Here is a 13,771-nt window from a genome sequence, read left to right as displayed (position 1 = left end):
TTATGCGCGTGCCCGAAAACGTGCGGCGATGGTAACGGATGGGCGCGCCACTGCAAGTGGCATCACTGCAGTTGCGCTTCACGCAACGTCAGTGTGCGCGGGATCAGCGATGCATCCCAGTGGACAATTCCCCAGTTCAGCACTTCTCGTGGCGTGGCGTCATTCAGTTCGGTTACAGGCTTGTGCCCCAGCGCCCGCAATGCGCGCAGTAACAGCGGCGTGGCCTGATCTTCGGTCAGCGGCGGCGAGCGATAGGATTTTCCGAGTTTGTGGCCGTCCGGCTGGGTAATCAGCGGGATGTGCAGGTAACGCGGTTGCGGCAGGCCCAGCAGTTCTTGCAGATAGAGCTGGCGTGGCGTGGAATCCAGCAAATCGGCTCCGCGCACGATATCGGTGATGCCTTGCCAGGCGTCGTCCAGCACCACCGCCAATTGATAGGCGTAGAGCCCGTCGCGACGGCGGATCACGAAATCACCAACCTCTCGACCCAAGTGTTGACGGAATTCGCCCTGCACCCGGTCGATGAAGTGGTATTCCAGCTCCGGTACACGCAGGCGGATCGCTGCGTTTTCGGTGCCGTGCCCCGCGTTGCGGCAGAACCCGGGATAGATGCCGTGATACGGCTCCAATTGTTTGCGCGAACAGGTACAAGCGTAGGCCAGGCCCTGATTGAACAGGCGATTGATGACTTCGTCGTAGGCCGCGTGCCGCTCACTCTGTCGGACCATGTCGCCATCCCACTCGAAACCGTAGCTTTCCAGTGCCTTGAGAATCGCCGCTTGAGCGCCGGGCTCTTCCCGTGGCGGATCTAGATCCTCCATGCGCACCAGCCAACGGCCGCCGACCGAACGGGCGTCGAGGTACGAGGCCAACGCTGCGACCAGTGAACCGAAATGCAGATGCCCGCTGGGTGTGGGAGCGAAACGCCCGATGTAGCGAGGGGAAGTCGTGGCAGTCATGGACGAATGTTACTTTCTCTGGTCGTGCGCAAGTCCCTGTGGGAGCGAGCCTGCTCGCGAAGGGGCCATCAGCTCCGACATTAGTGTTGCCTGACACACCGCATTCGCGAGCAGGCTCGCTCCCACAGGTTTTCTGCCGAGGCGAAATTCAGAAACAAAAAACGGAGCGTTCGCACGCTCCGTTCTTCGTTCAAGTCGCAAAGATTACTTGCCGACTTGCTTTTCCTTGATTTCCGCCAAGGTCTTGCAGTCAACGCACATGTCGGCGGTAGGACGGGCTTCCAGTCGCTTGACGCCGATTTCGACGCCGCAGGACTCGCACCAGCCGTATTCTTCGTCTTCGATCAATTGCAGGGTTTTGTCGATTTTCTTGATCAACTTGCGCTCACGGTCGCGGGCGCGCAATTCGAGGCTGAATTCCTCTTCCTGGCTGGCACGATCTGCCGGGTCAGGGAAGTTGGCCGCTTCGTCTTTCATGTGATCAACAGTACGGTCGACTTCCTGCATCAAGTCCTGTTTCCACTTGTTCAGGATCTTGGTGAAGTGAGCGCGCATGGGCTTGCCCATGTACTCTTCGCCCTTCACTTCTTTGTAGGGTTCGAAGCCGCTGATCGACTGGTTCTGCTGTTGCTTTGCTTGGGTGGGCATGAAATGGACCGCCTCTACTCTTGTAATCCATTGCGCAGGATTGCTCCATCACCGACACCTGCCGGCCCTGCGGCTGCAAGCGGGCGAACTTACCAGATCAAATCGGGCCGCGCTACTCCCGGATGTCGAGCCCGCGGCCCGTGGGCCTTGCAAAAGATTGCAAAGCCTTGCCTGGTGGCTCTGGAGACCTGATCAATTATTGATTTTAGTCAAACCTGGAGCATACGCTTGAACCGTTTGAGACCAGCGTTATATGGGCTCTGACCGCTTTAGGTTCTCGCTCGTTCCTGCGCTTGGGTAGAATCGATTCTTTTCCCCGTTGTAAGGAAGGCTAATGGCTCTGTCCTACAGTGCGCGCAGTCGCGCTATCGAACCGTTTCACGTCATGGCCCTGCTGGCCCGGGCCAACGAGCTGCAAGCAGCCGGCCACGACGTGATCCACCTGGAAATCGGCGAGCCGGACTTCACCACTGCCGAGCCGATCATCCAGGCCGGCCAGGCCGCGCTGACGGCGGGGAAGACTCGTTATACCGCCGCCCGCGGCATTCCCGAGCTGCGCGAGGCCATTTCGGGGTTTTATCAGCAGCGTTACGGGCTGAACATCGATCCGCAACGAATTCTTATCACGCCCGGCGGTTCAGGCGCGTTGCTGTTGGCCAGCGCCTTGCTGGTGGACCCAGGCAAGCATTGGCTGCTGGCAGACCCGGGTTACCCGTGCAACCGGCACTTCCTGCGGTTGGTGGAAGGCGCGGCGCAACTGGTGCCGGTCGGCCCGGACGTGCGTTATCAGCTGACCCCTGACCTGGTCGCGCGCCACTGGGATCACGACAGCGTCGGTGCCCTGGTGGCATCGCCGGCCAACCCGACCGGGACCATCCTGTCCCGCGACGAGTTGGCCGGGCTCTCTGCAGCGATCAAGGCCCGCCACGGCCATTTGGTGGTCGACGAGATCTACCATGGCCTGACTTACGGCACGGATGCGGCCAGCGTGCTGGAAGTCGATGACAGCGCCTTCGTCCTCAATAGTTTTTCCAAGTATTTCGGCATGACCGGCTGGCGCCTCGGTTGGCTGGTAGCGCCAGAAGCCGCGGTCGGTGAGTTGGAGAAACTCGCCCAGAACCTCTACATCAGCGCGCCGAGCATGGCCCAGCACGCCGCATTGGCTTGCTTCGAACCCGCCACCATCCAAATTTTCGAGGAGCGCCGCGCCGAGTTCGGCCGACGTCGTGATTTCCTGCTGCCAGCCTTGAGGGAGTTGGGTTTCGGTATCGCTGTAGAGCCGGAAGGTGCGTTCTACTTGTACGCCGATATCAGCAAGTTCGGCGGCGATGCCTTCGCGTTTTGCCGACATTTCCTCGAAACCGAGCACGTTGCGATCACCCCAGGCCTGGACTTCGGGCGTTATCAGGCCGGGCATCATGTGCGGTTTGCCTACACCCAAAGTCTTCCACGCTTGCAGGAAGCGGTTGAGCGGATCGCTCGTGGTTTACGGAGCTGGCAAGGCTGATGCGTTTTCATCCTCCCCTCGAAGAAGGTCGCTTGATTCGTCGCTACAAACGTTTTCTCGCTGATATCGAAACCGTTAGCGGCGAGTTGCTGACCATTCACTGCCCTAACACTGGTTCGATGCTCAATTGCCAAGTCGAAGGCGGGCAGGCCTGGTTCAGCCGTTCCAACGACCCCAAGCGTAAGCTGCCCGGCACCTGGGAAGTCGGCGAAACCCCGCAGGGGCGGCTGTTCTGCGTAAACACCGGGCGCGCCAACGGTTTGATTGAGGAGGCGTTGCGGGCCAATGTCATCACCGAGCTGAACGGCTTTACCGAATTGAAGCGCGAAGTGGCCTACGGTCAGGAAAGCAGTCGCATCGATTTCCGTCTCGATTACCCGAGCGGGCCAGCCTATGTGGAAGTCAAAAGCGTCACCCTGGGCTTCGATGGCTCGTTGGTGGCGGCGTTTCCCGATGCGGTGACCCAGCGCGGGGCCAAGCATTTGCGTGAGTTGGCGCATTTGGCCCGGGACGGGATTCGTGCCGTGCAGCTGTATTGCGTGAACCTGACCGGCATCGACTCCGTGCGTCCTGCTGAAGAAATCGATTCGGCCTACGCGGCGGCGTTACGCGAAGCGGTGGCGTGTGGGGTCGAAGTGCTGGCGTATGGCGTGCACTTGACTCATGAAGAGATGGTGGTCGATCGGCGTCTGGAAGTGCTGTTAAACGGTTAGAGTGTGACCCAGATCCCTTGCTCGTCTTCGTGGCAGGGGATGGTGGTCAGGGATTGCCCGGCGCAAGGCCCGGCGACGCATTCGCCGTCTTCGATCAGAAACAGCGCGCCATGAGTGGCGCACTGGATCAGGCTGTTGCTGGGGTCGAGAAACTGGTCGGGTTTCCATTCCAGTCCGACGCCTCGGTGCGGGCAGCGATTTTCATACACGTACACTCGGCCACCCCGGCGCACGGCCAGAAGCTTCTGACCGTCAACGTCGAAACCGCGACTGCTGGCGTCAGCCAATTCGGCGCCTGTGCAAAGAAGCTTCATGTCTATCCTCAAGTCCTGCAGCTCGTACCAGATATGTCCGAGCTTGACGTTCAAATGCAAACAATTATCAAATGGCCGCTCACCCACAGGGCGATTGCCGGATGCCGAGGATACTTGGCCTGCCCTCTCGATGCCCGGGAAAACCTTTAAAGGAAGCTGTTTATGCGCCTGAGTACCCGCGTTGCTGCGCTCTGTGCGTTCTATCCCGGTACGACCGGCCAATGACTTTTCTGGTTAAACCCCGTGCATTATTCATTGGCCTGAGCCTGCTGTGTTTGCTGGCGATCTGGTTGTCGCTGGCGTTGGGGCCGGTGAGTCTGCCGTTGTTCGACACCTTGCGCGCGGCGTTGCGGCTGATTGGTTTACCCATCGCGCCCGACGGGTTGGAGCAGGCCGAACTGATCCTCGGGCAGATTCGCTTGCCACGAACCTTGCTCGGCTTGGCCGTGGGCGGCGTGCTGGCGCTGTCCGGCGTGGCGATGCAGGGCTTGTTTCGCAACCCTCTGGCTGATCCGGGATTGGTGGGGGTCTCCAGTGGTGCGGCATTGGGCGCCGCCATCGCGATTGTCGGCGGCTCGGTGTTCGGCGGTCTGCCCGAATCCTTCGGGCCTTATCTGTTGTCGGTGTGCGCGTTTCTCGGCGGTCTGGGTGTAACGGCGCTGGTCTATCGACTGGGGCGACGCAATGGCCAGACCAACGTCGCCACTATGCTGCTGGCCGGTATTGCATTGACTGCCCTGGCCGGTTCGGCGGTAGGGCTATTCACCTATCTGGCGGATGACGCGACCCTGCGCACCTTGACCTTCTGGAACCTGGGCAGCCTTAACGGCGCCAGTTATTCGCGACTTTGGCCGTTGCTGCTGGTGAGCACTGGTGTGGCGCTGTGGTTGCCGCGTCGGGCCAAGGCCTTGAATGCATTGTTGCTGGGGGAGTCGGAGGCAGGTCACCTGGGGATCGATGTCGAAGGCCTCAAGCGCGAACTGGTGTTCTGCACGGCGCTGGGCGTCGGCGCGGCGGTCGCGGCAGCGGGGATGATCGGATTTGTCGGTCTGGTGGTGCCGCATCTGGTCCGATTGCTGGCCGGTCCCGATCATCGGGTGCTATTGCCAGCCTCGGTATTGGCGGGGGCCAGTCTCTTATTGTTTGCCGATCTGGTGGCGCGACTGGCCCTGGCGCCGGCCGAGTTGCCGATCGGGATCGTCACAGCCTTCATCGGCGCACCGTTCTTTCTGTATCTACTGCTCAGAGGGCGTGCCTGATGTTGCGAACGCAGAATCTGCAAATTCGGCGCGGTCGAAAGATTGTTCTCACGGACATCACCCTTGAACTCAAACCGGGCGAAGTCCTCGGCGTGCTGGGCCCCAACGGTGCCGGTAAAAGCACATTGCTCGGCGCCCTGTGCGGCGAATTGCATGCGGACCATGGCAGTGTCTGGCTCGATGAGCGCGAGCTGAGTCGTTGGGCCGGGGTGCAGCGAGCCCAGCGTTTGGCGGTGTTGCCGCAGGTGTCGACCCTGGACTTTGCCTTTCGCGTCGAAGAAGTGGTCGGCATGGGGCGTCTGCCTTATCAAAGCGGCCGGGTCCGGGATGACGAAATCGTCGCCGCCGCGCTGCACGCGGCCGATGCGCTGCACCTGAGTGGACGCAGCTATCTGGCGTTGTCCGGCGGCGAGCGTCAGCGGGTGCATTTGGCGCGGGTGCTGGCGCAACTTTGGCCGGGGGAGGCGGGGCAAACGTTGTTGCTCGATGAACCGACATCGATGCTCGATCCGCTGCATCAACACACTACTCTGCAAGCGGTGCGCGAGTTCGCCGATCGTGGTGCCGCGGTGTTGGTGATCCTGCATGATCTGAATCTGGCGGCACGCTATTGTGATCGTCTGTTACTGCTCGAAGGTGGGCGACCCGTGGCGCTGGATACGCCGGAGCAGGTGCTGCGCCCGGAACCGCTCAAGGCCGTGTTCGGGCTGGAAGTACTGGTGCAACCGCACCCGGAGCGTGGGCATCCGCTGATCATCGCCCGCTGAGCATTTCGTCGAGGTGAGAACATGCGTGTGATGGTGATCCTGGCTGTGCTGTTACTGAGTGCCTGTCAGCATGTGCCGGTGGTGCCGCCACCCGTCAGCGGCGAGATCCGGGACCTGCGCAGCGGTCAAACCCTGACAGCGCAGGAACTGCTTGCACGGTTAGCCAAGCCTTTGCGGTTGATCGTCGGCGAGCAGCATGACAATCGTGATCACCATCAACTGCAATTGTGGTTATTACAGGCACTGGGTGAGCGGCGCCCCCAAGGCAGTTTGCTGCTGGAAATGCTCACGCCGGATCAGCAAGCGCGCGTCGATCACGTCAGGCATGCTTCACCGCTACCTGCTGACTTGCCCAATGCATTGGCCTGGCAATCGGGTTGGGACTGGAGTCTGTACGGGCCGATCGTTAGTTTTGCCCTGACTCAGCCGTACCCGTTGCTGGCGGCTAATCTGGATACGCTTGAAGTCCGTGCTGTCTATGCCAAACCGCCGACATTGAGCGGTTCGCGCTCCAACGCCCCGATGGTCAAGGAAACGTTGCTGGCACAAATAAGCGATTCCCACTGCGGCTTGCTGCCTACATCGCAAATGCCCGCGATGCTGGCTGTCCAGCAGCAACGTGACCGGCGGATGGCCGGGCGATTAGTGGCCGCACCGACGCCTTCACTGCTGATTGCCGGCGCGTACCACGCACGCAAGGATGTCGGGGTGCCGATCCATGTGCTGGATCTGGATGAACCTGAAGCGCCAACGGTATTGTTGCTGGCGGAGCAGGGCGCTGAGGTCACGCCGGCCATGGCCGATTACGTCTGGTATACGCCCGCCACGCCACCGCAGGATTACTGTGCGCAAATGCGTAAACAGTTCGGCAAGTAGTCAGGGCAGTAAAACCTGGCGAGTTTTCCACAGGCAAAAAAAGACCCGGCAAGAGCCGGGTCAAATAACCGTGATTAGCCTGATGAGGAGATAATCTGAGAGTCCGAACCAAGGGCTTTTCAGAATATCGACCAGTCTCGCGACCAGTTGTGATAATCATAGCGATTCTCATTACCAAGTCAACCGCTGATTTTTAATTTCTGTGGATCTCACCGGTTCCCTCGGTGAAAGCCCTGCAATCATTAGTCTTCAGGCTGTGTGTGTAAGCGTAATTACCCGTTCAAATCTTGTGGCGTGACGAGATAGCGTCCAGCTGTTTGTTCAAGGCTTCCTTGCGTTCGGCGGGAATGTCGTTCCAGTGAACATCCATCAATGCGCCTTCGATCGCATACAACAACACCTTGGAAGCCCGAAAACCGCGCGTGCGCACGGCCCGATAAGCATCCACAGCTCCCAGCCGACGCAAGTCCGAGGCACTGTGGATGCCCACGGCATGCAGCCATTGCGCCGACGTCTTGCCAAGATTTTTCAGGTGTTGCAGTTCATCATTCATCAAGCCTCCTTGCGACAGCCGAACGGTGCGTGGGCGAGCCTCTCAGCAGTGTAGCCATCAGTAGGAAAAGCGTGATTGTTTGGTCGGTTTCGACGCAAAAGCTTCTAAGAAACGGGCTCAAGAAGTGGCGTGAAAAGGCTGCGAGTGCAGTCGGAAGACGGGCGGGGGATTGAGTTTCAGGATAGAAAAAAAGTACAGAGTCCAGCGCAAAGCAGGGGCGCCGGACCTGGTAGAAACGTCGCTTTTAGCGGGTGCGATAACGCAGTCGCGTACCGAAATTCATCGACATCAGAATCTCATCGGCACTCAGCTCTGGCGGGAAGTAGGCGCCGGATATCTGCGCGTGAGCCAGGCTCGCCCCTTCCAGGGACGAGTTGCGAAAGTCGATGCCGCGCAAATCGGCAGAGCGGAAATAGGCATCGGTGAAGTCGACGCCGTCGGCGTTCAGTTCACGCAGATCGAGACCACGGAAGTCGCCACCGACCATGTCGATAGGCCCATCTTTCGGGCGTTCATTGTTAAAGCCTGTGATGTCGTCTTTGTGCAGCAAGGCATAAAGCGGGGTGTCGAGAAGTTTCGGCTGGTTCATGTCGCATCACCTGATGGTTTTATGACGCCAGTATAGTGCCACTATTTGACAGCCGTGAAGCCGGTGAAGGCTTCACGGTTGAAATAGTTTTTTACAGGCCTGGCAGGCGTTGGCGAATCTGCGCAACGACGGTATCGAGCGTGCCACTTTCATTGGTCTGGACGCGTTTGCTGCACAGAATTTCTGCTGGCGTCAGGGCCTCGCGGCTGGCTTGCTGGGCGGCGATAACGGTCAGGTTGGCGTCGGACGGATCGTTATTGTCTGCCTGACGTTGCTTCAACCAGCTCTCGATCACCGCTTGTGGTGCGTCGCAATCGAGGATCAGGAACGGTGCACCCGTGGCTTCGGCGATTTTTGCCGCGCCATCGCGTTGGTCGCGCTTGAGGTAGGTGGCATCGACCACTACCGGGAAACCGGCATGCAAAATAACACCGGCAACTTCATGCAGACGGCTGTAGGTGGCAGCGCTGGCGTCAGCACTATAGATACCGGCCTGCGGATCGTTCGGTACGGTTTGCTCGCCGAACATACGCTTGCGCTCGACATCGGAACGCAGGCGAATGGCGCCCAGCGCTTCCACCAGGCGCATGGCCACGTGACTCTTGCCGACGGCGGAAACACCGTGGGTAATCGCCAGGAAGCGCGAAGGAATGGTGCTGTAGCTTTCCGCCAGGTTGGCGTAGTTGCGGTACTGACGCAGAGTAGTGGCGCGCTGCACCGGATCGGCCTCGGCGGGCATGCTGAACAGGCTGACCTTGGCGCGAACCAGTGCGCGGTAGGCTTTATAGAAGTTCAACAGCTCCAGGCCCTGATAGTCGCCGGTCAGCTCCAGGTATTGGCTGATGAAACGGCGCGCCAGGCTCTTCAGGCCACGGTCTTCCAGGTCCATCGCCAGGAAGCCGGTGTCGGCGTAAACGTCGGTGAAGCGGAACGGTTCGTTGAACTCGATGCAGTCGAAGATCACCACTTTGCCGTCGATCACGGTGGCGTTGCCCAAGTGAATGTCACCGTGGCATTCACGAATGAAACCGTCGGCCTTGCGCTGGGCGAACAGCGGCTTGAGGCGTTCGAAGCTGCTTTCGGCCCAGGCTTGCAGCGCCTCGAGTTGCAGCAGATCGGCCTTGTCGCTGAGGAACGGACGAATCTGTTCGAAGTTCTGCCGTACCGGCGCCATGACGCTGTCCGGCGTGCCGGCTTCGTGTTCGGCAGGCACTTTCGGCGCGCTGAGGTGGAATTGAGCGATCTGCGCGGCCATCTCGTCGATGTGCGTGGTGGTCAATTCGCCGTTGGCTTGCAAGGTGCTGAGCAATTGGCTTTGTGGGAACTGACGCATTTTCAGGGCGTAATCGACAACCGGGCCATCGCCACCCAGTTGTGGCGCCTCGGCGCTGCCAGTGATCGGCAACACTTCAAGATACAAATCATGGGTCAGGCGTTGGTTCAGACGCAGTTCTTCAGCGCAGAAATGCTCGCGAGCCTCGAGGCTGGTGAAATCGAGGAAGCCGAAATTCACTGGCTTCTTCACTTTATAAGCAAAGGGCCCGGTGAGCAGCACCCAGGAAATATGGGTCTCGATGACCTGGAACCCTTCTACGGGATGCGGGTAGAGGGCCGGGTTTTGCAGGGCAGCGATCAGGGACTGGCTCACAGGCGATCCTTCAGAGTCTGGGGAAAATTCAAGGCCGTCATTATGGCCGCAAGTCCGCCCGACGCAAACCTCAGCGGGCTTCTGTTGAGTATGAATAAAGTGCGTATAATCCGCCGCCATGACTCGTACTCGATCCCCCCGCACCCCCAAAAAACCACCTTCCAAGGGCTTGCGCCCCTGGCTGGGCTGGGCCCTTAAACTCAGCCTGGTCGGCCTTGTGGTGCTCGCCGGGTTCGCGGTTTACCTCGACGCTGTGGTCCAGGAGAAGTTCTCCGGCAAGCGCTGGACCATTCCGGCCAAGGTGTACGCGCGCCCGCTTGAGCTGTTCACGGGGCAAAAGCTGAGCAAGGAAGACTTCCTCACCGAGCTCGATGCCTTGGGCTACCGACGCGAAGCCGTCAGCAACGGCCCCGGCGCGGCGGCGGTCAATGGCAATACCGTCGACCTGAATACCCGCGGCTTCCAGTTCTATGAAGGCATGGAGACGGCTCAGCCTGTGCGCGTGCGCTTCTCCGGCGATTACGTGGCCGAGCTTTCGGCGACCAACGGTTCGAAGCTTTCTGTGGTGCGACTGGAACCGCTGCTGATCGGTGGGATTTACCCGAAAAACCTTGAAGACCGCATCCTGATCAAGATCGATCAGGTTCCGCCGTATCTGCTCGAAACCCTGGTTGCCGTAGAAGACCGGGATTTCTACAGCCACTGGGGCGTGTCGCCGAAGTCGATTGCCCGAGCCATCTACGTCAACACATCGGGCGGCAAGATGACCCAGGGCGGCAGTACGCTGACGCAACAGTTGGTCAAGAATTTCTACCTCACCAGCGAACGCAGCCTGACCCGTAAGCTCACCGAAGCCATGATGGCGATGTTGCTTGAGCTGCATTACGACAAGCGCGAAATTCTTGAGGCTTACCTCAATGAAGTGTTCGTCGGCCAGGATGGTCAGCGCGCGGTGCACGGTTTCGGTCTTGCCAGCCAGTTCTTCTTCGGGCAGCCATTGTCCGAGCTGAAACTGCATCAAGTCGCTTTGTTGGTGGGCATGGTCAAGGGGCCGTCCTATTACAACCCGCGTCGCAACCCTGAGCGGGCGCTGGAGCGGCGCAATCTGGTGCTCGATGTTCTGGGGGAGCAAGGCGTTGCCACCGCCGAGCAGGTTGAGGCAGCGAAGAAAATGCCACTGGGTGTGACCACTCGCGGCAAGTTGGCCGATAGCTCGTTCCCGGGCTTCCTCGACCTGGTTAAACGTCAGTTGCGCGAAGACTACCGTGACGAAGACTTGACCGAAGAGGGGCTGCGGATCTTCACCAGTTTCGACCCGATTCTGCAGATGAAAGCCGAAGCGTCGGTCAACGACACCTTTAAACGCCTGGCCGGACGCAAAGGCTCGGATGATGTCGAAGCGGCCATGGTCGTAACCAACCCGGAAACCGGCGAAGTCCAGGCCATGATCGGTAGCCGTCAGGCGAGTTTTGCCGGTTTCAACCGTGCGCTGGACGCGGTACGACCGATCGGCTCGTTGATCAAGCCGGCGGTTTATCTGACAGCCCTTGAGAAGCCGAGCCAGTACACGCTGACCAGTTGGCTGTCAGACGACTACTTCTCGGTCAAAGGCGCGGATGGTCAGGTCTGGAAACCGCAGAACTATGATCGCCGCTCCCACGGTACGGTGTTCCTTTATCAAGGGTTGGCACACTCCTACAACCTGTCGACCGCGCGTCTCGGGTTGGCGGTGGGCGTGCCGAATGTCTTGAAGACCCTGGCACGCTTGGGAGTGAGTCGCGAATTCCCGGCGTTCCCGTCGATGTTGCTCGGTGCCGGCGGTATGACCCCGATCGAAGTGGCGACCATGTACCAGACGCTGGCCAACGGCGGATTCAATACGCCGATGCGCGGGATTCGCAGTGTGCTGACTGCCGAGGGCGAGCCGCTCAAGCGTTATCCGTTCCAGATTCAGCAGCAATTCGATCCGGCGTCTATTTACCTGATCCAGAGCGCCATGCAACGAGTCATGCGTGAAGGCACCGGTAGTTCGGTTTATAACGTGTTGCCGAAAACCCTGACCCTGGCCGGTAAAACCGGTACCAGTAACGATTCGCGGGACAGCTGGTTCGCCGGTTTCAGTCAGGATCTGCTGGCAGTGGTCTGGCTGGGGCGCGATGATAACGGCAAGACACCATTCACCGGTGCCACCGGTGCGTTGCAGGTCTGGACCAGTTTCATGCGCAAGGCCGATCCGCTGCCGCTGGACATGCCGCAGCCGGACAACATTGTTCAGGCTTGGGTCGATTCGCGCACCGGGCAAGGTTCTGAAGGCAGCTGCCCAGGCGCGGTGCAGATGCCGTATATTCGCGGCAGCGAACCGCCTCCTGGTCCCGCTTGCGGTGGCGAAGGCCCTGCTTCCGGCGAATCGGTGATGGATTGGGTCAAGGGCTGGATGAATTAAGCAAAGAGGGTTTCAAGTGAACAAGTGGTTGATTCCAGCAGTGACCGCCGTGGCTTTGCTCAGCGGCTGCTCCACCGTACAGCGTGGTTCGATTCCGGTTGTGGATTCCGGCAGCGCCGTTTCGAACAGTGAACGGATACAGGCGAATGGCGGTTACCGTCAGACGACAGTAAAACGTCCTGTGCAAGGCCAGACTCAGGCAATCCCGCAAGGTGACACTGGCGTTGTCGTGATGGTGCCGGGTGGTGGCGCGGTTTCCTCGGCCCCGATCAGCACTTCGCCGATTACCCCAGGCCCGATCACTCCGGGGCCGATCGATACTTCGCCGGTCCAATCGGCACCGATCAACCAGGGCAGCTACAGCATGCCGTCGACGCCGAGCGGGATTCCTTCGGCGAACTCCGGCGGCCTGTCTGCCGATGAGCAACTGGACGGTCCGGTCCTGGCATTGTTGACCACTGCCCAGCAGCAACAGGCCAGCGGCGACCTTAATGGCGCGTCGTCCAGTCTCGAGCGCGCCCAGCGTGTCGCTCCGCGTGAGCCGCAAGTACTGTATCGCCTGGCCCAGGTGCGTATGGCTCAAGGTGATGCGGCACAGGCCGAGCAATTCGCTCGTCGTGGTCTGACGTTCGCCAATGGTCGTCCGGCTCTTCAGGCCAGCTTGTGGGGATTGATCGCTCAGGCTCGTGAGAAGCAGGGTGACTCCGCCGGTGCAGCGTTGGCTCGTCAGAAGGCCAAGGTCTCGCTGTGATGGATGCACGCTTCCCGAAGATTGCCGAGCAGTTGCTGTTGATCGAACGCGAACTGCGCGTTCAGGGCTGGTGGGACGAAGTCGCGCCGTCTGCTGAAGCGCTATCCAGCGTCGAGCCATTTTCGGTGGATACGCTGGATTTCGAGCAATGGCTGCAATGGATTTTCCTGCCGCGGATGAAGAGCATCCTTGAACAGGATCTGCCGCTGCCCAACGCATCGGGGATCCAGGAGATGGCCGAAATGGTCTTCGCCGCCCGTAACGTCCAGGGCAAGGATCGCTATTTGCAGGTCTTGCTCAAAGAGTTCGACCTGCTGATCACCGCTTCTCGCTAACTCCGATCCGTTGTAGGAGCCGTAGGAGCTGCCGAGTGAAACGAGCAGCGATCTTTTGATTTTGTTTTTAAAAGCAACGTCAAAAGATCGCAGCCTCGTTTCACTCGACAGCTCCTACATGCAGTTTTTCGCAATCTGTTTCTGTGCTTCGGTGATGCGCTCCTGACGTTGTTGGTCGGTCAGGCGGCGCATCTCACCGTCGACATCCTCTCGTAGTCGCGGATTATTCTGCAGTTGAGCCAGGTTCGTTCGGGCCTGTTCGCAGAATACTTTTAACTGGTCTTGCTGCTCGGCGACCTGCTTTTTCACTTTGTTGTCGATGGCCCGTTGATCGCCTATGGCGTTGCTGCGCGCTGGCGTACTCGGTTTGCCGACGGGCGGGGCGGGCGTCACCACGAGGGTCTGTCTC

Annotated in this window: 15 protein-coding genes; 8 read left to right on the top strand and 7 right to left on the bottom strand. The window is 59.7% G+C overall.

What is annotated here, in order from left to right:
• Positions 1–62 precede the first annotated feature (62 nt).
• Together gluQRS and dksA are read right to left on the bottom strand one after the other, a co-directional pair.
• A complete protein-coding gene (gluQRS, locus tag KGB18_RS25810) occupies positions 63–959 on the bottom strand; it encodes a tRNA glutamyl-Q(34) synthetase GluQRS (protein ID WP_223570715.1) in 897 nt (298 codons plus the stop codon).
• Between the two features lie 204 nt (positions 960–1,163).
• Positions 1,164–1,607, bottom strand: coding sequence for an RNA polymerase-binding protein DksA (gene dksA, locus KGB18_RS25805; protein WP_030130357.1), 444 nt, complete (start codon positions 1,605–1,607; stop codon positions 1,164–1,166).
• Between the two features lie 334 nt (positions 1,608–1,941).
• Here dksA and KGB18_RS25800 point away from each other — a divergent pair, with 334 nt between their 5' ends.
• Together KGB18_RS25800 and sfsA are read left to right on the top strand one after the other, a co-directional pair.
• Entirely contained in the window at positions 1,942–3,114 is a 1,173-nt protein-coding gene (locus tag KGB18_RS25800) for a pyridoxal phosphate-dependent aminotransferase (protein ID WP_223570714.1), read from the top strand.
• Positions 3,114–3,827 (top strand): DNA/RNA nuclease SfsA, encoded by a 714-nt coding sequence (gene sfsA / locus KGB18_RS25795; RefSeq protein ID WP_223570713.1) that lies wholly within the window; start codon positions 3,114–3,116, stop codon positions 3,825–3,827. The genes KGB18_RS25800 and sfsA overlap by 1 nt, the downstream gene beginning before the upstream one ends.
• Here sfsA and KGB18_RS25790 read toward each other — a convergent pair.
• Positions 3,824–4,141, bottom strand: coding sequence for a Rieske (2Fe-2S) protein (locus KGB18_RS25790; RefSeq protein WP_063342511.1), 318 nt, complete (start codon positions 4,139–4,141; stop codon positions 3,824–3,826). The genes sfsA and KGB18_RS25790 overlap by 4 nt on opposite strands.
• Positions 4,142–4,416: 275 nt before the next feature.
• Between KGB18_RS25790 and KGB18_RS25785 the strand changes: the two genes are divergently transcribed.
• The 3 genes from KGB18_RS25785 to KGB18_RS25775 are packed head-to-tail and all read left to right on the top strand — an operon-like array spanning position 4,417 to position 7,043.
• A complete protein-coding gene (locus tag KGB18_RS25785) occupies positions 4,417–5,400 on the top strand; it encodes a FecCD family ABC transporter permease (protein WP_161794747.1) in 984 nt (327 codons plus the stop codon).
• Positions 5,400–6,167, top strand: a complete 768-nt coding sequence (locus KGB18_RS25780; protein WP_123721439.1) for a heme ABC transporter ATP-binding protein — start codon at positions 5,400–5,402, stop codon at positions 6,165–6,167. The genes KGB18_RS25785 and KGB18_RS25780 overlap by 1 nt, the downstream gene beginning before the upstream one ends.
• Positions 6,168–6,188: 21 nt before the next feature.
• Positions 6,189–7,043 (top strand): ChaN family lipoprotein, encoded by an 855-nt coding sequence (locus tag KGB18_RS25775; RefSeq protein ID WP_223570712.1) that lies wholly within the window; start codon positions 6,189–6,191, stop codon positions 7,041–7,043.
• 280 nt (positions 7,044–7,323) lie between these two features.
• On the opposite strand, the gene KGB18_RS25770 is transcribed toward KGB18_RS25775, so the two are convergent.
• The 3 genes from KGB18_RS25770 to KGB18_RS25760 all read right to left on the bottom strand — a co-directional run bounded on the left by KGB18_RS25770 (position 7,324) and on the right by KGB18_RS25760 (position 9,833).
• Complete coding sequence (locus KGB18_RS25770) at positions 7,324–7,596, bottom strand: TfoX/Sxy family protein (protein WP_007902045.1); 273 nt, start codon at positions 7,594–7,596, stop codon at positions 7,324–7,326.
• Positions 7,597–7,840: 244 nt separating this feature from the next.
• Positions 7,841–8,185 carry a pentapeptide repeat-containing protein gene (locus KGB18_RS25765; protein ID WP_123721441.1) on the bottom strand — a complete coding sequence of 115 codons (345 nt, stop codon included), beginning with the start codon at positions 8,183–8,185 and terminating at the stop codon, positions 7,841–7,843.
• A 91-nt stretch (positions 8,186–8,276) separates the two neighbouring features.
• Entirely contained in the window at positions 8,277–9,833 is a 1,557-nt protein-coding gene (locus KGB18_RS25760; RefSeq protein WP_123721442.1) for an AAA family ATPase, read from the bottom strand.
• Between the two features lie 118 nt (positions 9,834–9,951).
• Between KGB18_RS25760 and mrcB the strand changes: the two genes are divergently transcribed.
• The 3 genes from mrcB to KGB18_RS25745 are packed head-to-tail and all read left to right on the top strand — an operon-like array spanning position 9,952 to position 13,362.
• The gene (gene mrcB / locus KGB18_RS25755; protein WP_123721443.1) at positions 9,952–12,276 is read left to right on the top strand and encodes a penicillin-binding protein 1B; all 2,325 of its coding nucleotides are present in this window, start codon (positions 9,952–9,954) and stop codon (positions 12,274–12,276) included.
• A 16-nt stretch (positions 12,277–12,292) separates the two neighbouring features.
• Positions 12,293–13,027: a tetratricopeptide repeat protein gene (locus tag KGB18_RS25750; RefSeq protein ID WP_123721444.1), complete on the top strand. Its 735-nt coding sequence runs from the start codon at positions 12,293–12,295 to the stop codon at positions 13,025–13,027.
• Entirely contained in the window at positions 13,027–13,362 is a 336-nt protein-coding gene (locus KGB18_RS25745) for a YqcC family protein (protein WP_123721445.1), read from the top strand. Before KGB18_RS25750 ends, KGB18_RS25745 begins: the two co-directional genes overlap by 1 nt.
• Positions 13,363–13,476: 114 nt before the next feature.
• On the opposite strand, the gene KGB18_RS25740 is transcribed toward KGB18_RS25745, so the two are convergent.
• Positions 13,477–13,771: DUF4124 domain-containing protein (locus KGB18_RS25740; RefSeq protein WP_223570711.1), on the bottom strand; the 295-nt coding region annotated here is incomplete at its 5' end.

It is taken from the genome of Pseudomonas sp. BF-R-26, from assembly GCF_019947395.1.
In the GTDB taxonomy this organism is placed as follows: Bacteria; Pseudomonadota; Gammaproteobacteria; order Pseudomonadales; family Pseudomonadaceae; genus Aquipseudomonas; species Aquipseudomonas farris.
The sequence above is the reverse complement of the archived record's forward strand: the minus strand, read 5'-3'. Positions and strand labels throughout refer to the sequence as shown.

What these genes read in the sequence shown, in the direction of transcription:
- KGB18_RS25780 (WP_123721439.1), top strand. Translation starts at nt 5,400, where the DNA reads ATGTTGCGAACGCAGAATCTGCAAATTCGGCGCGGTCGAAAGATTGTT.
- KGB18_RS25775 (WP_223570712.1), top strand. Translation starts at nt 6,189, where the DNA reads ATGCGTGTGATGGTGATCCTGGCTGTGCTGTTACTGAGTGCCTGTCAG.
- gluQRS (WP_223570715.1), bottom strand. Translation starts at nt 959, where the DNA reads ATGACTGCCACGACTTCCCCTCGCTACATCGGGCGTTTCGCTCCCACA.
- mrcB (WP_123721443.1), top strand. Translation starts at nt 9,952, where the DNA reads ATGACTCGTACTCGATCCCCCCGCACCCCCAAAAAACCACCTTCCAAG.
- KGB18_RS25800 (WP_223570714.1), top strand. Translation starts at nt 1,942, where the DNA reads ATGGCTCTGTCCTACAGTGCGCGCAGTCGCGCTATCGAACCGTTTCAC.
- KGB18_RS25745 (WP_123721445.1), top strand. Translation starts at nt 13,027, where the DNA reads ATGGATGCACGCTTCCCGAAGATTGCCGAGCAGTTGCTGTTGATCGAA.
- dksA (WP_030130357.1), bottom strand. Translation starts at nt 1,607, where the DNA reads ATGCCCACCCAAGCAAAGCAACAGCAGAACCAGTCGATCAGCGGCTTC.
- sfsA (WP_223570713.1), top strand. Translation starts at nt 3,114, where the DNA reads ATGCGTTTTCATCCTCCCCTCGAAGAAGGTCGCTTGATTCGTCGCTAC.
- KGB18_RS25770 (WP_007902045.1), bottom strand. Translation starts at nt 7,596, where the DNA reads ATGAATGATGAACTGCAACACCTGAAAAATCTTGGCAAGACGTCGGCG.
- KGB18_RS25765 (WP_123721441.1), bottom strand. Translation starts at nt 8,185, where the DNA reads ATGAACCAGCCGAAACTTCTCGACACCCCGCTTTATGCCTTGCTGCAC.
- KGB18_RS25790 (WP_063342511.1), bottom strand. Translation starts at nt 4,141, where the DNA reads ATGAAGCTTCTTTGCACAGGCGCCGAATTGGCTGACGCCAGCAGTCGC.